This is a genomic window from Bradyrhizobium betae, from assembly GCF_004123905.1.
GTDB classification, from domain to species: Bacteria; Pseudomonadota; Alphaproteobacteria; order Rhizobiales; family Xanthobacteraceae; genus Bradyrhizobium; species Bradyrhizobium betae_A.
Genome location: NZ_MZXW01000050.1, coordinates 100221 through 119552, shown reverse-complemented (window position 1 = coordinate 119552; position 19332 = coordinate 100221). Strand labels below are relative to the sequence as shown.

Genomic DNA, 19332 nt, shown 5'->3' with positions numbered 1-19332 from the left:
GCTCACTTTGCGGCCTGCCGCTGCGCGGAAACGCCGAGAACCACCCGCAGCTTGCCGTTATCCGCCGTGCCGGTCGGCGCCTGGATCACGAGCTGATCGACGAACAGAAAGGGCATGCCGGCCTCGATGTCGTAGAGAAGCATCTGGAGCGACGTGGCCGTGACCTCGAGATTGAACGTCGCCGAGACGAAGCCGGATTTCGATTGCGGACCCTGTAGATCGACCTGCGACGACAACGTATTGCCGTTGACGCGTTTGGTGGCGCTGAGCACCCGTTGCAGCAGTGTCGCTCCTGCGACCGAGACAGTCGGACCTTCCAGGAAGGGCGATCCCATGGGCACGCCAGTATCCGACCTGGCCACCGACGGACGCACCGGATTTCGGGACTCCAGAGTTTGCAGGATGTCGGATGCCGAAACCGCGGCAGCGCGGCTCCGCAGCACCTCGAACACGGTCTGGACCGTCGTGACAGCAAACAATCCCACCAGCGCGATATAAGCGGCAACCGCGCCGCGCGGGTACCGGGTGAGCATGGCCTCAAACTTCTGCAAATTGATCATGTGCCCGAACCGGATTGCAGCTTGATCTTCATCTCGATATGGAAGCGCTCTCGCTGCTCGGTGGCGGCGCGTGTCGTCGGTGCGAAGAATCCCGCGGCTACGAACTGCCGCGACTGTTCGAGAATCTGGATCAACGACGGTGCATCCTGCGTCAGTCCCGTGATCTGAAGCTTGTCGCCCTCGATGCGCATCTCGGTCGTGTAAGTGTGGTCGGGCAATATGGCCGACAGCTCCTCCATCACGAGGACGGCCGACGGCACCGTCTGCTTTCGGCGCGCCAGCAAGTCGAACGGCGAACCGCCCGATCCATTCTGGTTACCCCTTGCGATCGCACGCCGCTCTGCGATGCGGCGCTGGGTTTGTTGCAGCTCCGAATCGTAGGAATCCGTGATGAACCCACCGAGACCTGCCGACAGGATGGCCAACACGCCAGTGGTCGCAAGCACCGCGACCAGCGCGATCCGCAGGCGACCGGATTTGGCAATTCCCCCGACGCGCTGGTCGTACACGACGACCCGCTCGGAACTGGAGGCGGGTGAAATCTCGACGCCGGCGGCCCCAAGATCCAGGAAAATCCGCGCGAGCGACGTCGCGGCGGTGCGGGCCGTCGCAACCACGGTCAGGGCGATGTGATCATCGGCGGCGCCTTGTGGCGGTGTCCAGCGAAACACGACATCGGCTGCATTCCAGGGTGTCAGCCGGTCGATCTGCGACCGAATGATCCCGTCGAGAAATTCGGCCGCTTTGGCCGGCAGCTCGAGCGGACGGAAAACGAACCGCGACGATTGCAGCGTCAGCTCGACGCTCGCGCCTCGTATGGCCGCCGCCCATTCCGGCGGCAGCGGTCCATCCAAGCCGCCTTCCACGAGCTTGATCCGGCAGGACGGCAAGTCGCCGTCCTTGCTCCTCGCCTTTGATGCAAAGCGGAACGTGAAGATATCCGCTTCGTCCTCACTGACCGCAATCCGCCGCGCATCTTGCGCACGCGCGAGCCACGCGCTCGCCGTCCGCACAACGGTTTCGATCCACAGCGAGAGCGCCGTTGTGATCTGAGTAGCAAGGCTCATCGGCTCGCCGACGGCGCCGGCCGTCCTCCCCGATATGGATCGATCTCGTCCTGCCAGGCAAGCACGCGGAACGCCTCCGTCTCTCCAGGGCCCGAAATCAGGATGACCGCCTCCGGTGTCCGCTGTCGGCCGTCGGGAAGCGCGATCCGCATCCGGACACGATAGGCCTCGCTCCCCGCCGTCGTCGCACCTGGCTGTTTCCCGCCGAGGGCTCCGATGACGAACGCGGGATCGTCTCGCGGAAGATCATCACGCTGACCGAGGAACGCATCGAGTTTTGCCTGGGTCATGCCCGGCAACGCAGCGATGACTTCTGGCGGCGCATCCAGAACGTTGACTTCCGCAATACCGCTATACACAGTGACGAAGGGCATCGCCCGCTCGACCAGCGCGACGGGCAAGCCGAGCACCAACCAGAGTTCGTCGGCGCTGTTGAACGCTCCTCGCCGAGGCAGCGTGTTCGATTCGGCGACGCGATAGAGCTCCTGCTCGTCATCCTGCGCGCCTGACCGTGGCGCACTCCTCCAGGCGATGACGCGATCGGCGTATTGATCGGCCGCCTCGGTCGGCGCACCGAGCGAGGCGAACAGGCTCACGATCATCGCTCGCGGCGCCATGTTGAGATTGATCCGGGCGGCTTCCGACATGTACTCGACCCGTACCAGCGAATTCGCCAGGCGGAAGCTAAATCCGCCATGCGTCGGACGACGAGCCGTCACGGGGGCCGACAGTTCGTAAGCTGCAAGCTCGACACCCGCCGAGCTCAGCATCTCCCACTGCGTCGCGGCATCGAGCGACGAGAGAGTAGCAGCAGACTGTGCCATGTAGAGAGAAGCAACTGTGGCGAGGCCTGCGAGCGCCGCGAGCATCCACAACACGACGACGACGATGAACCCGTCGTGCGATCCGAACGCGCCTTTGCCGGTCCACGTCGCGCCGCTCATCGCATCAATCCACTCACTGGCTGCGCCCGAGCGGTTTCAGGCTGGTTGGACGGATCGGGTCGCGGCGCACTCATATCCACATGGATTCTTGCCGCCGTGGACATCACCGTCCCACGCTCGATGTCCCTGACCTCGAAACGAACCGACGCAGGCAGCTCGCCGGTCGGCCATTTGCTCTCCCATTTGCCGTCGGCACCGGCATAGCTGAAGCCGACCCGAAACGGCGCGCGCAGAAGCACGACCGGATCGCCGAAGGGAACAGAATCCACCAAAGGGTCGCCGTTCGGAAGCACCGCGAAGGGCGCGCGTGTGCGGACCAGCAGCGCGCCCCGGCTGTCGGTCATCTCCGCGATCCGAACGATCTCGAGGCCCGGACGCCCGTTCGGGCCGACCACGGAGCGAATGAATATGACGCCTTGCGCCTCCCCGCGAAACAGCGGGCCGATCGATCGGCCTGACCCCACATAGTCGGCCGCCGAGAGGTCGGCCACCAGGCGATCGAGCGCGATGGCCACCTGCTCGTTTCGCTGCGCCCGGATGATCCCTCGATTCCAGCTCGGCAGCCATTGCGCGGTCACCGAGACCAGCGCGCCCATAATCAGTCCCATCAAGGCCAGCGCAATCAATGCCTCGAGCAATGTGAAGCCACGTTGAGAGCGCCGCGTTCGGACATCGGGCCGGATCATCCGCCGCCGCTCCTCAACTGCAGGCGTACCGTCTCAAGCGACAGGATGGCGCCACTCGGCGCCCGCACCCGCAGCTCGACACGCTGCGGAATGAAGCGCGATTGCGGAACCTCGGGAACTTCGCCGAGGAACGGCGTCACCCGCATCTGCCAGCGATGACTGGCAACGTTTCCCGCGAGATCCTCCGGTATCGGGACGCCTGCACGCGGGATCGTCGAGGCGACCAGCCGGGCGGTATCAGCCAACGCCGCGCGCTGCTCGAGCTTCCATGCGCCGCGCGAATTGGTGGCGGCCAGCGTCCCGATCGCCGCGAGCCCGATCATGACGAGCGCAAGCGCCACGACGGCTTCGATCATCGTGAAGCCGCGCTCACCTCTACGCTTAGGTGACATCCTGCGCGACAATCTCCACGCCTCCCGTCAACCAGTTCACACGCACCTCGATCGCGCTACCGAACCGCGTCAGCCGGATCGTGCCGCCGCAGGACATCCCGCTCGCAAAAAAGCTGATGGTCGAGAGCGCCGGCCGGCCATTGCAGCGCTGCGGCAACAATGCATCGAACACGACATCCTGCGGGATCTCGACGATCCATGCGCTTGAACCCGACCTGACGGTCCGCGCGCGCGCGTCCACCACGGCGCTGACCGCACCATAGCGCGAGAGCGCGGCGTTGTGGTCGGCCTTGAGCAAGGCTGCGACTTCAACTGCATAGGCCTCGAGCCGTGGTCGCGACGTCGAGGTCGGCAGACGCGGAAGCAGGATTGCCGCAAGCATGGCCACGATTGCCAGCACGCACATCATCTCGAGCAGTGTGAAGCCAGCTTCGCCTGCGTCAATTCTGTCCTGACGAGAGATCGGTCGAGGTCCCGGTTCCGCCCTCCTGGCCATCCGAACCGAGCGAGCGAATCTCGTAAGGCGCGCGTTCTGCAGGTTGCTTGTAGACATAGGGATTGCCCCATGGATCGTTGGGAACCGAGCCGCCCTTCAGATAAGGCCCATTCCAGGACACCACGCCGCTGACCGGACGCGCGAGCGCAGCCAGCCCTTCCGAGCCGGTCGGGAAGCGCCCGGCATCGAGGTAGAACAGGTCGAGCGCGCTGCTGAAACTCTGGATCTGGATTTTTGCGGCCTTGACGCGGGACTCACTGAGATAATTGAGCACCCGCGGACCGACCAGCGCCATGATCATGCCGATGATGGTGATGACGACCAGCATCTCGACAAGCGTAAAGCCGTCCTCACCCTGACGCCGTCGCCGATGTTTTGGTCGAGAACGCGGGACCTTCTCCGAACAGCCGACCATACGAACCCTTCCCTTCTCAACCGACGACTTGCGTCACCGACAGCAGCGCCGTCATGACCGACACGATCAGACCGCCAACCACGACACTGATCAGGATGATCGCGGCCGGCCCGATGATGGCAACGACGCGATCAAGCTGCCGCTGCAGCTTCTCCTCGTAGAACTCCGCGACCCGGCCCGACAGCGTCGGCAACTGTCCGGTCTCCTCGCCAAGCCGCAGCATCCGCACCGCGACCGGCGGCAGCACGGCGGACGCAGCCAGCGCCTCCGCGAGCCGGCCGCCATGGCGGACGCGGTCAGCCATCGCCGTCCAGGCCGAGACGTTGCCGGTCGCGGTCATAATGTCGACCAGGATGCGCAGTGTCGCCGTCAACGTCACGCCGCTGCCGAGCAGGATGCCGAGGTTGCGCGAGAACAGCGCAGCGCGATGGAATTCGATCACGGCCGAGATCACAGGCAGCCGCGCGACCTGCGTCACGATGCTGGCGCGAACCGCCGGCCTGCGCCAGGCCAGCCAGCCGCCGATGACGGCAATCGCGACGACGGCGCCGACCTCGAAGCCGTGGCCGCGCAAGATGTCCGACAGCGTGAGAAACACCTCGATGACAGGATCGGTCTTCGCGTTGAAGTCGCGCAGCACCGCCGAAAATTGCGGCAGCACGAATGTCACGAAGAAGATCAATACGCCGCCGGCCGCGAGCAGCACGAAGGCTGGATATTGCAGAGCGCCGGTGACCTTGCGACGCAAGGCTTCGGCGCGCGTGCGCTCGATCCCGATCGTCTCCAGGATATGGTCCAGCCCGCCCGACATCTCGCCGACCCTGACCAGCGCGATGTACATCGGCGGAAACAACGTCGGCTCGCGGGAGAGCGCCTCGGCAAAGCTCTCGCCTGATAGAATCGCCGTCTTGAGTTTGTTGACAACCGGACGAAGCCGGCTGACATCCATATCGCCAGCGAGCAGTTCCAGCGCATCGTTCAGCCGGGCACCGGCCTTCAGCAACAGAGCAAGGTCGCGTGTGAAGATCGTGACGTCAGCCGGCCCCGGCTTCGACAACGTGAGGGAGGCCAGCGAGAATGACCAGCCCTTGGCTTCCTCCTCGGGACCGGCATCGATCGCGACCAGCCCGAGATATTCGATGCGCTGGGCCACTTCAGCGAGATCGCCTGCGGTGATCGAGCCGGAGACCACCTCTCCCTTCTGCGTCAGCGCGCGATAGCGAAAGTTCGGCATCTCGTCACCGCACGGTGGTCACGCGCAGGATCTCCGCCGCCGAGGTCATGCCCGACAAGCATTTGGCGAGGCCGTCCTCGATCATGGTCGTCATACCGTTGCGGATGGCGACCTTGTCGATGGATTCCCAGTCGGACTGCTGCTCGACCAGCGCGCGAACTTCCTCGTTCATCTCCAGCACCTCGAATACACCGATACGGCCGCGATAACCGACATTGCCGCAGCGCTCGCAGCCGACGGGTTCGAAGATGACGTTGCCGACGGAAAGACCGACCGCCGTGTAGCGCGGATCGGCCTCGACGTCGGCATGGGTCAGCGGCCGGCTGCTCTTGCATCGGTCACAGAGCTGGCGCACCAGGCGCTGCGCGATCACCGCGCGCAGGGTCGATCGCAGCAGGAACGCCTCGACGCCGAGATCAAGCAGGCGCGGCACGGCGGCCGCCGCCGTCTCGGTGTGCAGCGTGGTCAGCACGAGATGGCCGGTGAGCGCGGCGTGGATCGCGACATGCGCGGTCTCGGAGTCGCGGACTTCGCCGACCATGATGACATCGGGGTCCTGGCGCACGAAGGAGCGCAGCGCGGTGGCGAAGGTCAGACCGATCGAGGGCTTAGCCTGGGACTGGGAGATGCCGGAGATCTCATATTCGACGGGATCCTCGATGGTCAGGATTTTTCGGGTCGGCTCGTTGAGCAGCGACAGCACGGTCGCAAGCGTGGTGGTCTTGCCGCTGCCGGTCGGGCCGGTGACGATGATCATGCCGTGCGGCAGTGCCAGCATGCGCCGCAATTTGCTCTGGTCGCCGGCCAGGAAGCCGAGCTTGTCAATCGACAGAAGGGCGCGATCTCGGGGAAGCAGGCGGATGACGGCGGACTCGCCATGCTGTGTCGGCATGATCGCGACGCGCACGTCGATCTCGGACCGCGCGGCCCGCACCCGCGCACCACCGTCCTGCGGCAGCCGGCGCTCGGCGATGTTCAGGCCCGCCAGAATCTTGATTCGTGAGATGACCGCGGCCGGAGGAACGCCGTTCGGCGTCCCGACAGTGCGCAACAGACCATCGACGCGCATCCGGATCACCAGCGCATTGCGGCCCGGCTCGATGTGGATATCGCTGGCGCGCAGCTCGACGGCGGTCTCGAACATGTCGTTGACGGCGCGGACGACGGGCGCACCGCTGGCGAGGTCGCGCAGATTGTCGATGTCGTCGTCACGCACGGTCGCACTGGCGGCGGCCTGGGTGGTCGCGCTCTCCTCCTCGCCGAGGCGCTGATCGAGCGCGGTCGCGATGTCCTCGAATGAGGCAACCCTGATCGCGGGCGCCGCCCCCAACACGATTGCGGCCGCGTGAATCGATGCGCTGTCGGTTGGGTCGGCGAGAACGAGGACCGGACCAATCTCGGCCACATGACAGGGGAAGACCGCCATCTCGCGCAGGAAGCGCCGCGAGAACTGCTGCACTCGGGATTCCGCTGCCATCATCTCCTGAAAATTCGTCCGTGGCAGCTCGAAGTAGCGAGCGACTTCATCGGCAAACTCGCTCGCCGACAATTCGCTGATCTCCCAGAGCTTGCGAAGGCTGCCTTCACCACCAGCGCCGTTGGGCGCGCCTGATTTGTGGGAGTCCGCCTTCAGCCCGGCTTTCTGACAGAACTGAGCAGCAAACTCGTGCGCACTCGGAAGGGTCATGAAATTGTACCGGGATCACTCTTGAAGCCACATCGCAGCGAGCGCGCCGTTTACCTCACCTTTTCCATTGGAAATGTGACAATACGATTCGTAACATCATTACTCCAACCAGAATATGATAAGCCAAAACAGAGCGTACCTCACTTGAATTACAGCAAATTTCGCCACTGCACGCGCAACGAAAGTCCGGCGAATAACGAACACTCACAGCACCTGCGCCAGATATAAGATTCGCAACATACTGCTGTCACACGCGAAGATTATGCAAACGTTACCCCTGAAGCCGGTCCGCTCATCAAGCGGAACGGCAGGTGGCGCGTGAGTGAGGCAGAAATTGAGCCGAACAGCATTCCGGATCGGCTTGTTTGTCCCGTGCGCAATGATCTGCGTGCTGCTTGGATCCTGCAACACCGTGAGCGGCATTGCCGATGCCGACACCAAGGATCCAGACGTCTTCGAGAAGGTCCGCTCGGTCGATCTGCTGCCGCGCTATCCTAACCAGTTGCCGCAACGCGAGCTCAGCACCGGTCCTCGCGCCAAGACGGCGATCTACGCTGCAGCACCCGCCGATGATGCCGCGCCGGCCACCTCGGCCCAGCAGGCTACGGTGAGCGGCGATCGTTTCGAGCTCAATTTCGACAATTCGCCGATCGCCTCCGTCGCCAAGATCGTGCTCGGCGACATCCTCGGCGTCGGCTACGTGATCGACCCCCGCGTCCAGGGCAACATCAGCCTGTCATCGGGACGGCCCATCCCGAAATCCGATGTCGCCTTCGCACTGGAGAACGCGCTTCGGATCGGCGGTGTCGCATTGGTGCGCGACGATACCGGCTATCGGCTGATGCCGCAGGCCGACGCCGTCGGAACTGGAGCTGCGGACGCTGCCGACCGCATGACACCGGGCTACGGAATTTCGGTGGTGCCGCTGCAATACGCGTCGGCACAGACGATCCTGAAGCTCGTCGACAGTTTCGCGGTCAAGCCGGGCATGATCCGCGCCGACACAAATCGCAACGTGATCCTGATTCAGGGCAGCGGCAGCGAACGTCGAAATGCGGTCGACCTCGTGCTCAGCTTTGACGCGGACTGGATGAAGGGACAATCCGCCGGCATCTTTCCGGTGCAGAACAGCAATCCCGGTCCGATCATCGTGGAGCTCGAGAAGATCCTGGACTCCGGCGAAGGCGGCATGTCGCAGAGCCTCGTCAAGTTCCAGGCGATCGCCAGAATGAACGCCGTGCTCGCGGTGACGCGGAAGCCGGAAATCCTGCAACGCGTCGGCACCTGGATCCGTCGCCTCGACACCACCAATACGGGCCGTTCCGCCGTGCATGTGTACCGCGTGAAGTTCGGTGACGCCCGACAGATCGCGCGCGTGCTCAATGACGTCTTCGGCGGGGGCAGCGCGTCAGGATCGACGTCGTCCTCACCGCTCGACGGCGCGGGCGGACAGGTCGCGCCCGGTTCTGGCCTGGCATCGAGCTCAAGCAGCGGCGGCAGCGCGCTCAATCGCCTCTCGGCTGGCCAGACAAATCAATCATCGGGCGGCTTTGGATCGGGCGGACGCGCGGCAAGCGGAACGACAAATGATGCCACCGCCGGAAGTCAGTCCGGGTATGGCTCGGCCTCCAATACGCAAGGCAGCGGTCTTTTCGATAATGCAGCAAATGGCCAGGGCGGTGGACGATCGGGCGCGGGTGGTGGTCCCGGGGGCGTGCTGGACGGGGTGCGCATCACCGCCGACAGTGTCAACAACACGCTGTTGATCTATGCCAGTCAGGAGCAATACCGCCTCATCGAGGAGACCGTGAAGGAGATCGACCAGCCGCAACTGCAGGTCGCCATCGACGCCACGATCGCCGAGGTGACGCTGACCGACGATCTGCAATACGGCATCCAGTCCTACATCATGAGCCGCGATGTCGGCCTCAAGCCCAATACCGGCTCGGCTGGCTTCAATGGTGCAACATCTGTTGCCGCTGCAGCAGCTGATGTCGTGCTTCAGCGCGCCGTTCCCGGCTTCAACTTCCTGGTAGGCTCCGCGCAGACGCCGCGCGCCGTGCTCAACGCATTGCATGCGATCACCGACGTCAAGGTGCTGTCGAACCCGTCCGTCGTCGTGATCGACAACCAGATCGCGACGCTTCAGGTCGGCGACGAGATCCCGATCCAGACCGGCAGCGCGACGGTGCTGACCGGCAACAACACCATCGCCAATACCACGGATTATCGCAGCACGGGCATCATCCTGCGCGTGGTGCCGAGGATCAATGCCAACGGCAATGTCCGGCTCGACGTCGAGCAAGAGATCAGCAATCCCGTCGGCAACTCGGGCTCGTCGAACTCGTCGACGTCGACCAATTCGCTGACGCCGACAGTGTCGACCCGCAAGGTGCGCAGTTCGGTCGCGGTCGCCAGCGGCCAGACCGTGCTGCTGGCGGGCCTGATCAGCGACACCCAGACCAAGACCCGCGCCGGCATTCCGGGGCTCGACCAGATTCCCGGCCTCGGCGAGACCGTGTTCGGTCAGACCGACAAGCAGGTCAAGCGCACCGAGCTGATCATCTTCATCCGTCCGCAGATCATCCGCGACGGAGCCGATGCGCATTTCGTCGCCGAGGAGCTGCGTACCAAGCTGCGCGGCACGATCAACGCGATCGGTCCGAAGCAGACGGCGCCGACGACCTATCGCTGAGCCGGCACAAATTTCCCGAAGAGCAGGAGCGGTTCACATGATCAGGTCCGGCAAGGTCTTCGTCGCCGCTATCGTGCTTGCATTGGCCTCGACAGGCGTTGTGCGCGCGGATGCGCCGGGCGGCGGGACTGCAGCCTTCAACCGCGGCGACTACAACAGGGCCGCGCGCCTGCTATTGCCGCAGGCCGAGCGCGGCAATGCCCGCGCACAAGGAATGGTCGGCTTCATGTACGCGACGGGGCAAGGCCTGCCGCAAGCCTATGACGCCGCGGGCTACTGGTACAGGCTGGCTGCCGAGCAAGGCGATCCCACCTCGCAATATTTGCTTGGCCTCGCCTACGACAAGGGCCAAGGCGTGCCGCAGGACGACGTCGCCGCCTATAAATGGCTGAATCTCGCGGCGGCCCATGCACCGAAGAAGAATCGCGAAAATTTTGCCAAACTCCGCAATGCATTGGCCTCGAAAATGAGCCGCGGCCAGATCGCGGCCGGCCAATGGCACGCGTTGCGCTGGCCCGAGGACTAGCCGTGATTGCCGGCGACTAGCATGATGGCTGTAACATCACTGTCGGAAGGCCACGATGGCGGGTGATACTCTCCCCTGCACGACGCCGGTCAAGTTACGAGACGTAAACCATTTCCGGTCGCCCACGCCGCCTGTCATCGGACGGATCGATTCAATTTGAGGCAATTGCTTAGCAGGATCGCGAGCTGTTTCTGCCACCTTCCCCGCCAGGATCGTGGTGGGGGCGGGCATGGCGAAATTCGGCTGGGAGGGCTGGACGGCAACCGCGAGAGCGCGGGCGTGGGCCATCGCCGCAATTGGCCTGTCCGCCGTCTGGTTGTCCTCTCCTGCCCACGCCTTTCTCGTCCGTCCCGCGCTGTTCGCAGCGCTCGGCAACGCGACGAGAGCGCCGACCGGCTGGATGAAATTCTGCGCGGAGAACGCAGACGAGTGCCGGCCGGCTCCGGATCAGGCCCGCGACGTGCCGCTCACACCCGCTTTGCTCCAGCAATTGTACGAGATCAACAAATTCGCCAACGATCGCGTCACGTGGACGAGTGATGCCGAGCTCTACGGCGCGAGCGAACGCTGGGCCTATCCGATCGATCGCGGCGATTGCGAAGACATCGTCCTGCTCAAGCGCCGGATGCTGGCCAAGGCCGGCTGGCCGGCGGGCGCGCTGCTGATCACGACCGTCGAGGAACGCGGCGTCGGCAAAGGCCGCCATGCGGTCCTGACCGTCCGTTCCGATCGTGGCGAGATGATACTCGACAACCAGACCCCGGAAATCCTGTTCTGGTACGAAACAAGTTACCGCTATATCGCGCGACAGAGCACGACCGATCCCAACATCTGGGTGTCCTTCAGCGCCGAACAGACAAAGCCGCCCGCCGAGCTCCCCGCCCGCTGATCGGGCGGGGCGTTATCGCTCAGTATCGAACCTCCAGGACGGCGCACGAATAGAACGGCGCCGTCATCGTACGCGCGTCATCTCAGACCCGTATTGGCACTGTGTCGACGCACTGGATGCGCGGTTACGCGCACTTGCAATAATATAATCCAAGTTACGAACGCCGCGGATCGCGCGGCAACGCGCGTGGCGCCTTGTCAGCGGCTAGGATCCTTCACTCGCGCATGCTTACACCACCGAAGGCATACCCGGCGCGCGATTGCATAGCATCGTCGGCGCCCTCATCGGTTGCGCAGACGGAAGCGCTTCACATCATAAATGTAACATTAATCCGGACAAAATGCCGCATGTTGCGCAAAAATGTATCATAAAACATCATAAATAGATCGTTTAGAGCCCATGCGGGTTTCGCGAATGCCTCCACAAAACAAGCTGGCAGCGCGTAAATCCGGTCCTTCAGCACTCCCATCAGCATCACTTGAGGTTATGTTATGACCACCGTCGTAAAAATAGGAACCGAATTCCAGGTCAATAGCCAGACGGCCGGTGGCCAGTGGTATCCCTCCGCCACCGGTCTTTCCAATGGCGGCTTCGTCGTCACCTGGCAGGACGGCCTCGCCGGCTCCACCAGCGGCAGCAGCACGCTCGGCGATGCCAGCGGCTCCGCCGTCCACGCCCAGCTCTATGCGGCCGATGGCAGCAAGGTCGGCGGCGAATTCCTCGTCAACACCCAGGTCACCGGCTCGCAGGCAACCCCGGTCGTGACCGGCCTGTCCAACGGCGGCTTCGTCATCTCCTGGCAGGACCAGAACTCCACCAGCGGCGACATCAAGGCGCAGATCTACGGCGCCAACGGCGCTCCGGTCGGCGGCGAGTTCGTGATCAACTCCGTCACCGCCAACAACCAGAACACCCCCGCCATCACCGGCCTGCCGAATGGTGGCTTCGTCGTCGCCTGGAGCAACCAGGGCTCGTCGGCCGCCGACGTCAAGGCGCAGGTCTATGACGCGAGCGGTGCCAAGGTCGGCTCCGAATTCCTCGTCAACTCGACCAATCCGAGCTTCGATCAAGAGCGTGCCTCGATCGCAACGCTGAGCAACGGCGACTTCGTCGTCACCTGGAACGACTTCCGCACCGGCGACTGGCAAGTCCGCGGCCAGGTGTTCCACCCGGGCGCGACCGGCGCGACCAAGGTCGGCTCCGAATTCACCGTCGACACCGCCTTCTACAACAACCGCATGGTAGCCGGCGTGACCGGTCTTGCCGGCGGCAATTTCGTCATCAGCTTCGAGGACACCGCCGGCGAGATCCGTGCGCAGGTCTTCACCGCGGGCGGCGTCAAGGTCGGCGCGGAATTCCAGGTCAACACCCAGACGGACGGCAACCAGGGCTTTTCGAGCATCACCGCACTGAAGGGCGGCGGCTTCGTCGTGACCTGGTCGGACGAAGGCACCGGCGACGGCAGCGGCCCCGGCATCAAGGCGCAGGTCTATGATGCGGCCGGCAGCAAGATCGGCGGCGAGTACATCGTCAACACGCAGACCAGCAGCAACCAGCTCTATCCGAACGTTGCGGCGCTCGCCAACGGCGGCTTCGTGATCAGTTGGACCGACTTCAGCCACACCCTCGGCGACAACTCCGCCTACGGCATCACCGCGCAGATCTTCAACCTGTCGAATACCCCGACCGCGCCGACCATCGTCTCGGTCACCGACGACGTCTCGCCGAACACCGGCGCGCTTGCCAATGGTGCCAGCACCAACGACACCAACCTGACGGTCCGCATCGCCACCGGCAGCAACTTCGCCGGCGACGTCGTGCAGCTGTTCGACGGCCAGACCGCGATCGGCACCGCCGTGACGCTCTCGCTCGCGGACATCGCGCGCGGCTATGTCGACATCCAGACCGGCGTGCTCGGCAATGCGGCCCACGCCATCACGGCCAAGGTCACCGACACGACCGGCGCCGTGAGCGATGCTGCCACCGCGATCAACGTGATCGTCGACACGGTTGCGCCCGCTGTTGCAGTGACCGGCGTGGTCGTCGACGGCGGCAACCTCCCGACCGTGACGGTGAGCGGCACGACCGAAGCTGGCCAGCTGGTGTCGATCTATGACGGCGCCACCCTGGTGGGCACCGCGACGGCCGGCAGCAACGGCATCTGGAGCCTCTCCGGCGTCACGTTGTCCGCTGGCGCCAACAATGTCAGCGCCAAGGCGACCGATGCGGCCGGCAACACCGGCACCTCGGCCCCGTTCGCGGCTCCGACCGTGGTCTCGACCGGCACGATCTCGGTCGACGCATCGACGGCGACCGCGATGGGCTTCATCGTCAGCGGCAGCGGTACGCTCGATGTCCTCGCGGGCAGCAACGTCTCCAGCCAGATCACCGTCGGCAACGGCGGTCAGCTGACCGTTGAATCCGGCGCGACCGTGCAGCACGCCAACATCGTCAACGGCGGCGTTCAGCTGGACTACGGTTCGGCGGTCGGTACGACCGTACAGGCGGGCGGCACCCAGCGCGTCTACTTCGGCGGCACCGCGACCGGTACGACGGTTGCGGCCGGCGGGTACCAGGGCGTGCTGTATGCGACCGTCATCGGCACCGACCTGAGCGGTGATCAGCAGGTGATGCACGGCACCGCCACCGACACCACGATCGAGAACGGCGGCCGGCAGTATGTCGGCACGAGCGGCATCGCGAACGGCACGCTGATCAAGACCGGCGGCTTCCAGTATGTCGATGCCGGCGGCAAGGCCACCGGCACCGTGATCGCCGGCGGCTTCCAGTATGTCGGCGGCTTCTCGAGCGGCAGCACCGTCGGCGACGGCAACGCGCTCAGCGGTGGCGTGTCGGCCAACGTGACAGTCGAGAGCGGTGGCGCACAGAACGTCTATTACGGCGGCAGCGCGATCAACACGACCGTCAAGGCGGGCGGCTACCAGGACGTCTACCAGGCCACCGTCAGCGGTACGACGCTCAGCGGCAATCAGCAGGTGCTGGACGGCGGCGTCGCCTATCACACCGTGATCCAGAACGGCGGCTCGGCCTATGTCGGCTCGGGCGGAACGACCATCGACACGGTCATCAACGCCGGCGGCCTGCAATATGTCGCCACCGGCGCGACCGCCACGAATACGGCGGTTGACGGCGGCTTCCTCCACGTCGCCGGCAACGCCAGCAGCACCACGATCGGCAACGGCGGTATCGAACAGGTCATCGGCGGCGGCGTCGCCACGGGGACCACTGTCGATAGCGGCGGCAGCCAGCGTATCGGCCAGGATGGCACGGCCTACAACGCGATCGTGAATGCCGGCGGTACCCAGGACGTGGCCACCGGTGGTCTCGCGACCGGCACCACGTTGAACGGCGGCGTCGAGTTTGTCGGCGGCACCGCCAACAACACCACCGTCAATGCCGGCGGTCAGCTCTTCGTCGGCGCCGGTGGCGTCACGAACGACTCCCACCTCATCAACGGCTTCGAGTATGTCACCGCCGGCGGCACCGCTGACGGCGTCGACTTTGCCGGCAGCGCGGCGACCCTCCTGCTCGACCAGGCCTCCGGCCTGACCGGCACGGTGTCGAACTTCGAAGTCGGCGACACGATCGACCTGCTCAACATGTCGGTCTCCTCGTTCACCTTCAACGGTTCGACCCTGACGCTGGCCACGAACTCGGGCACGGTTGCCTATCAGTTCGCGGGCGTGCAGTCCGGCACCGAGTTCAACGTCGCCGACGACGGTCATGGCGGCACGGCGATCTCGCTGTCGCTGCTGGTGCAGCAGTCGGCGAGCATCGTTCCGGATGCCGGCATCGAGAGCCTCATGTCCCAGGACACGACGCAGCAGCAGCCGCAGCTCGCCAGCCACGGCTGAGCCAGCCAACACGAGCCTGGCGCATCGGGGGCAGCCCGATGCGCCTTGCGACCGCGGCGGGAGCTCACCAGCTCCCGCCGCTTTCATATTCCGCCCGCGCCGTTCACCAAATTCACGAATTATGTGAGCAGTCTGACATAGTTATCAAACCGTAACATAGCCGCGCTAGCTATCGCCCCGCCCCGCCGGCCGGCGGGACAGCTGTCCGTGAGATCGCCGGACCGAGACCTTGCTGAAATGTGCTGCCGATGAGCCTGAACGAGACCATTTCACGGGATCCGGCCGCCCAAGAGCTGCCGAAGGAGCCGCCGGTCCAGGCCGTTCCGAAGCCGCCGGCCGATCCCGGCCTGACCGCGCTCGTCATGATGCTCCAGTTCCTCGGCGTGCCCGCCGACCCCGAGCAGATCCGCCATCAGTTCGGCGGCGCCGAGATCCGCACCACCGAGATGCTGCGCTGTACCAGGCAGTTCGACATCAAGGCGCGCCTCGTCAGGACGAGCTGGGACCGGCTCGACAAAACGCCGCTGCCGGCCATCGTCCCCCTGCGTGACGGCGGCTTCTTGATCCTGGGCAAAGCCGGTGACGGCAAGGCGATCGTGCAATATCCGGGCTCGCCGCGCCCGCAGATGCTGACCAAGGCCCAGTTCGAGGTGATCTGGGACGGCCGCATCGTGCTGATGACCAAGCGCGCGGGCCTTGCCGATTTGTCGCGGCGCTTCGACATCACCTGGTTCATGGGCGCGATCAACCGCTATCGCGGCCTGCTCGGCGAGGTGCTGCTCGCCTCGTTCTTCCTGCAGATCTTCGCGCTGGTTTCGCCGCTGTTCTTCCAGGTGGTGATCGACAAGGTGCTGGTACACCGCAGCCTCGGCACGCTGGATGTGCTGGTCGCCGGCATCATCGCGATCTCGATCTTCGAGGTCGTGCTCGGCGCGCTTCGCACCTATCTGTTCTCGCACACCACGAACCGCATCGACGTCGAGCTCGGCGCGCGGCTGTTCCACCATCTGCTGGCGCTGCCGCTGTCCTATTTCCAGGCGCGGCGGGTCGGCGACACCGTGGCGCGGGTGCGCGAGCTCGAGAACCTGCGCAATTTCATCACTGGCTCGGCGCTAACGCTGGTGATCGACCTCTTCTTCACCTTCGTTTTCCTCGGCCTGATGGCGTTCTACTCGCCGCTGCTGACCGCGATCGTGCTGGCCTCGTTCCCGCTCTACATCGTGATCTCGGCCGGTGCCACGCCGCTGTTCCGCTACCGTCTCGACGAAAAATTCAAGCGCGGCGCGGAGAACCAGTCCTTCCTGGTCGAGAGCGTCACCGGCGTCGAAGCCCTCAAGGCGATGGCGGTCGAACCGCAGATGCAGAAACGCTGGGAAGAGCAGCTCGCCGGCTACGTTGCCTCCAGCTTCCGCGTCGTCAATCTCGGCAATGTCGCGAGCCAGGCGGTGCAGTTCGTCAGCAAGATCAACATGGCGCTGCTGCTCTATTTCGGCGCCAAGCTCGTGATCGACGGCAACCTCACCGTCGGCGAGCTGGTTGCCTTCAACATGCTGTCGGGCCGCGTCACCGCGCCGGTGCTGCGGCTCGCCCAGCTGTGGCAGGATTTCCACCAGGCCCGGCTCTCGGTCGAGCGCCTCGGCGACATCCTCAACACGGTGCCCGAGCCGACCCATCGCACCGGCCGCGCGGCGCTGCCTGCCATTCGCGGCGACATCACCTTCGAGCATGTCGGCTTCCGCTACCGCGTCGACGGTCCGCAGATCCTGAGCGATATCAATCTGAAGATTCCGGCCGGCCAGATCGTCGGCATCGTCGGCACCTCCGGCTCCGGCAAGAGCACGCTCGGCAAGCTGATCCAGCGTCTTTATCTGCCCGAGGCCGGCCGCGTGCTGGTCGACGGCAACGATCTTGCCGCGATCGATCCGACCTGGTTGCGCCGGCAGGTCGGCGTGGTGCTCCAGGAGAACATGCTGTTCAACCGCTCGGTGCGCGACAACATCGCTCTCGCCGATCCCGCCCTGCCGATGGAGCGCGTCGTCGCCGCGGCAAAGCTCGCCGGTGCGCACGAGTTCATTCTCGAGCTCCAGGACGGCTACGACACGGTGATCGGCGAGCGCGGCAGCACGCTCTCCGGCGGCCAGCGCCAGCGCATCGCGATCGCACGCGCGCTGACCACCAATCCGCGCGTCCTCATCTTCGACGAAGCCACGTCCGCGCTCGACTATGAGAGCGAGCGCATCATCCAGCAGAACATGCGCGAGATCACCGCGGGCCGCACCGTGCTGATCATCGCCCATCGTCTCTCGACCGTGCGCACCGCCGACCGCATCATCACCGTCGAGCGCGGCCGCATCGTCGAGGACGGCTCGCACGACCAGTTGATCCGCAGCGGCGGCCGCTACGCCACGCTGCACCGGGTACAGGCAGGCATCCATGAAGTCGGCTAAGGCAATGATCGCCGCGCTGCGCAGCCCGACGCGTACGCGCGACGAGCTTGAGTTCCTCCCCGCGGCGCTCGAGATCGTGGAGACCCCGCCCTCGCCGATCGGTCGCGCCATCTCCGCGTCAATCTCGGCGGTATTCCTGATCGCGCTGGCGTGGGCCAGCATCGGCACCGTCGACATCATCGCCACCGCGACCGGCAAGATCGTGCCCGATGGCCGCACCAAGGTGATCCAGCCGTTCGAGACCGCAGTCGTCCGCGCGATCCACGTGCAGGACGGCCAGCGCGTCAAGGCGGGCGACCTCCTGATCGAGCTCGATCCCACCATGAGCCAGGCCGAGCTCGGCCATCTCCAGAGCGATCTGCTTGCGAGCGAGCTCGACATCGCGCGCCTGCACGCAGCGCTCGCCGGCGGCGATCCCGCCAAGTTCACCCCACCCGCGCGCGCGACCGCCGAGCAGATCCGCACCGCAAAGCGCTTCCTGGCCTCGCAGACCGCCGAACAGGCCGCCAAGGTCACCTCGCTCGAATGGCAGGGTACGCAGAAGAAAGCGGAGCGTTCGACCACCGAGGCCACGGTCGGCAAGATCAGCGCGCTGATCCCGATCATGCAGCAGCGCGTCGACGTGCGAAAATATCTCGTCGATCGCGAGTTCGGCTCGAAATTACAATACCTGACCGAGACGCAGGATCTGGTCGCACAACAGCAGGAATTGCTGGTCCAGAAGAGCCATTATGCCGAGGCCGATGCTGCAGTCGGAGGCATCGAGGAGACGTTGCGGCGCACCGAGGCCGAATATCAGCGCGGCCTGTTCGATGAGCTTGCGAAAGCCGAGCAGAAGGCGGCCGGCCTGCGCCAGGACATCGTCAAGGCCGAGCAGCGCACCAGCCTGCTGCGTCTCGCCGCGCAGGAGGATGGCATAGTCCAGCAGCTCGCCGTGCACTCGGTCGGCGGGGTCGTGACGCCGGCGCAGACGCTGATGGTGGTGGTGCCGACCTCAGGCGGCCTCGAGATCGAAGCGATGATCTCGAACAAGGACATCGGCTTCGTCACTCCCGGCGAGGAAGCCGCGATCAAGGTCGACACCTTCAGCTTCACCCGCTACGGCCTGCGCCAGGGCAAGGTGCTCAGCGTCTCCCAGGACGCCATCGTCCGCCAGAAGCCGCCGGAAAAGCCGGGCGACGCCCCCGCCGGCACCGACACCGCGTCCAGCGAGCCCAAGGGCCAGGAGCTGGTCTACTCCGCCCGCGTCTCGCTCGACCGCGCCCAGATGGACATCGACGGACGAACGGTCAACCTCACACCCGGCATGGCGGTGACGGTGGAGATCAAGACCGGCTCCCGCCACATCATCTCCTATGTGCTCTCGCCGCTGGTCCGCTACAGCCAGGAGAGCCTGCGCGAGCGGTGAGCTTTCAGATC

General features: G+C 64.9%; 15 protein-coding genes. 6 read left to right on the top strand and 9 right to left on the bottom strand.

Going from position 1 to position 19332, the window contains the following annotated elements:
- Positions 1-2 precede the first annotated feature (2 nt).
- Genes gspM through B5V03_RS33140 form a run of 9 tightly spaced genes read right to left on the bottom strand, consistent with a single transcriptional unit; the run spans position 3 to position 7481 of the window.
- The gene (gspM, locus tag B5V03_RS33180) at positions 3-533 is read right to left on the bottom strand and encodes a type II secretion system protein GspM (RefSeq protein ID WP_129274595.1); all 531 of its coding nucleotides are present in this window, start codon (positions 531-533) and stop codon (positions 3-5) included.
- A gap of 23 nt (positions 534-556) precedes the next feature.
- Positions 557-1627 carry a PilN domain-containing protein gene (locus tag B5V03_RS33175; protein WP_129274594.1) on the bottom strand — a complete coding sequence of 357 codons (1071 nt, stop codon included), beginning with the start codon at positions 1625-1627 and terminating at the stop codon, positions 557-559.
- A complete protein-coding gene (locus B5V03_RS33170; protein ID WP_129274593.1) occupies positions 1624-2571 on the bottom strand; it encodes a general secretion pathway protein GspK in 948 nt (315 codons plus the stop codon). Before B5V03_RS33170 ends, B5V03_RS33175 begins: the two co-directional genes overlap by 4 nt.
- The gene (locus B5V03_RS33165; RefSeq protein WP_129274592.1) at positions 2568-3257 is read right to left on the bottom strand and encodes a PulJ/GspJ family protein; all 690 of its coding nucleotides are present in this window, start codon (positions 3255-3257) and stop codon (positions 2568-2570) included. The genes B5V03_RS33170 and B5V03_RS33165 overlap by 4 nt, the downstream gene beginning before the upstream one ends.
- Complete coding sequence (locus B5V03_RS33160) at positions 3254-3649, bottom strand: PilW family protein (RefSeq protein WP_245502414.1); 396 nt, start codon at positions 3647-3649, stop codon at positions 3254-3256. Before B5V03_RS33160 ends, B5V03_RS33165 begins: the two co-directional genes overlap by 4 nt.
- Entirely contained in the window at positions 3639-4145 is a 507-nt protein-coding gene (locus tag B5V03_RS33155) for a prepilin-type N-terminal cleavage/methylation domain-containing protein (protein WP_129274590.1), read from the bottom strand. The genes B5V03_RS33160 and B5V03_RS33155 overlap by 11 nt, the downstream gene beginning before the upstream one ends.
- Positions 4090-4560, bottom strand: coding sequence for a type II secretion system major pseudopilin GspG (gene gspG, locus B5V03_RS33150; protein ID WP_129274589.1), 471 nt, complete (start codon positions 4558-4560; stop codon positions 4090-4092). The genes B5V03_RS33155 and gspG overlap by 56 nt, the downstream gene beginning before the upstream one ends.
- Positions 4561-4576: 16 nt before the next feature.
- Positions 4577-5794 carry a type II secretion system F family protein gene (locus tag B5V03_RS33145; protein ID WP_129274588.1) on the bottom strand — a complete coding sequence of 406 codons (1218 nt, stop codon included), beginning with the start codon at positions 5792-5794 and terminating at the stop codon, positions 4577-4579.
- Between the two features lie 4 nt (positions 5795-5798).
- Complete coding sequence (locus tag B5V03_RS33140; protein ID WP_129274587.1) at positions 5799-7481, bottom strand: GspE/PulE family protein; 1683 nt, start codon at positions 7479-7481, stop codon at positions 5799-5801.
- A gap of 412 nt (positions 7482-7893) precedes the next feature.
- Here B5V03_RS33140 and gspD point away from each other — a divergent pair, with 412 nt between their 5' ends.
- The 6 genes from gspD to B5V03_RS33110 all read left to right on the top strand — a co-directional run bounded on the left by gspD (position 7894) and on the right by B5V03_RS33110 (position 19321).
- Positions 7894-10176, top strand: a complete 2283-nt coding sequence (gene gspD, locus B5V03_RS33135; protein WP_433995359.1) for a type II secretion system secretin GspD — start codon at positions 7894-7896, stop codon at positions 10174-10176.
- A 37-nt stretch (positions 10177-10213) separates the two neighbouring features.
- Entirely contained in the window at positions 10214-10702 is a 489-nt protein-coding gene (locus B5V03_RS33130; RefSeq protein WP_129274586.1) for a tetratricopeptide repeat protein, read from the top strand.
- A gap of 229 nt (positions 10703-10931) precedes the next feature.
- Positions 10932-11591 carry a transglutaminase-like cysteine peptidase gene (locus B5V03_RS33125; protein WP_129274585.1) on the top strand — a complete coding sequence of 220 codons (660 nt, stop codon included), beginning with the start codon at positions 10932-10934 and terminating at the stop codon, positions 11589-11591.
- Between the two features lie 491 nt (positions 11592-12082).
- Positions 12083-15466: an AIDA repeat-containing protein gene (locus B5V03_RS33120; protein WP_129274584.1), complete on the top strand. Its 3384-nt coding sequence runs from the start codon at positions 12083-12085 to the stop codon at positions 15464-15466.
- A 248-nt stretch (positions 15467-15714) separates the two neighbouring features.
- Positions 15715-17913, top strand: coding sequence for a type I secretion system permease/ATPase (locus B5V03_RS33115; RefSeq protein WP_129274583.1), 2199 nt, complete (start codon positions 15715-15717; stop codon positions 17911-17913).
- Positions 17900-19321, top strand: a complete 1422-nt coding sequence (locus B5V03_RS33110) for an HlyD family type I secretion periplasmic adaptor subunit (RefSeq protein WP_129274582.1) — start codon at positions 17900-17902, stop codon at positions 19319-19321. The genes B5V03_RS33115 and B5V03_RS33110 overlap by 14 nt, the downstream gene beginning before the upstream one ends.
- The last annotated feature ends 11 nt before the right edge of the window (positions 19322-19332 follow it).

Bases quoted from the DNA above. Each gene is read 5' to 3' on its own strand.
- gspM (WP_129274595.1), bottom strand. From the start codon at position 533: ATGCTCACCCGGTACCCGCGCGGCGCGGTTGCCGCTTATATCGCGCTG.
- B5V03_RS33175 (WP_129274594.1), bottom strand. From the start codon at position 1,627: ATGAGCCTTGCTACTCAGATCACAACGGCGCTCTCGCTGTGGATCGAA.
- B5V03_RS33170 (WP_129274593.1), bottom strand. From the start codon at position 2,571: ATGAGCGGCGCGACGTGGACCGGCAAAGGCGCGTTCGGATCGCACGAC.
- B5V03_RS33165 (WP_129274592.1), bottom strand. From the start codon at position 3,257: ATGATCCGGCCCGATGTCCGAACGCGGCGCTCTCAACGTGGCTTCACA.
- B5V03_RS33160 (WP_245502414.1), bottom strand. From the start codon at position 3,649: ATGTCACCTAAGCGTAGAGGTGAGCGCGGCTTCACGATGATCGAAGCC.
- B5V03_RS33155 (WP_129274590.1), bottom strand. From the start codon at position 4,145: ATGGCCAGGAGGGCGGAACCGGGACCTCGACCGATCTCTCGTCAGGAC.
- gspG (WP_129274589.1), bottom strand. From the start codon at position 4,560: ATGGTCGGCTGTTCGGAGAAGGTCCCGCGTTCTCGACCAAAACATCGG.
- B5V03_RS33145 (WP_129274588.1), bottom strand. From the start codon at position 5,794: ATGCCGAACTTTCGCTATCGCGCGCTGACGCAGAAGGGAGAGGTGGTC.
- B5V03_RS33140 (WP_129274587.1), bottom strand. From the start codon at position 7,481: ATGACCCTTCCGAGTGCGCACGAGTTTGCTGCTCAGTTCTGTCAGAAA.
- B5V03_RS33130 (WP_129274586.1), top strand. From the start codon at position 10,214: ATGATCAGGTCCGGCAAGGTCTTCGTCGCCGCTATCGTGCTTGCATTG.
- B5V03_RS33125 (WP_129274585.1), top strand. From the start codon at position 10,932: ATGGCGAAATTCGGCTGGGAGGGCTGGACGGCAACCGCGAGAGCGCGG.
- B5V03_RS33120 (WP_129274584.1), top strand. From the start codon at position 12,083: ATGACCACCGTCGTAAAAATAGGAACCGAATTCCAGGTCAATAGCCAG.
- B5V03_RS33115 (WP_129274583.1), top strand. From the start codon at position 15,715: ATGAGCCTGAACGAGACCATTTCACGGGATCCGGCCGCCCAAGAGCTG.
- B5V03_RS33110 (WP_129274582.1), top strand. From the start codon at position 17,900: ATGAAGTCGGCTAAGGCAATGATCGCCGCGCTGCGCAGCCCGACGCGT.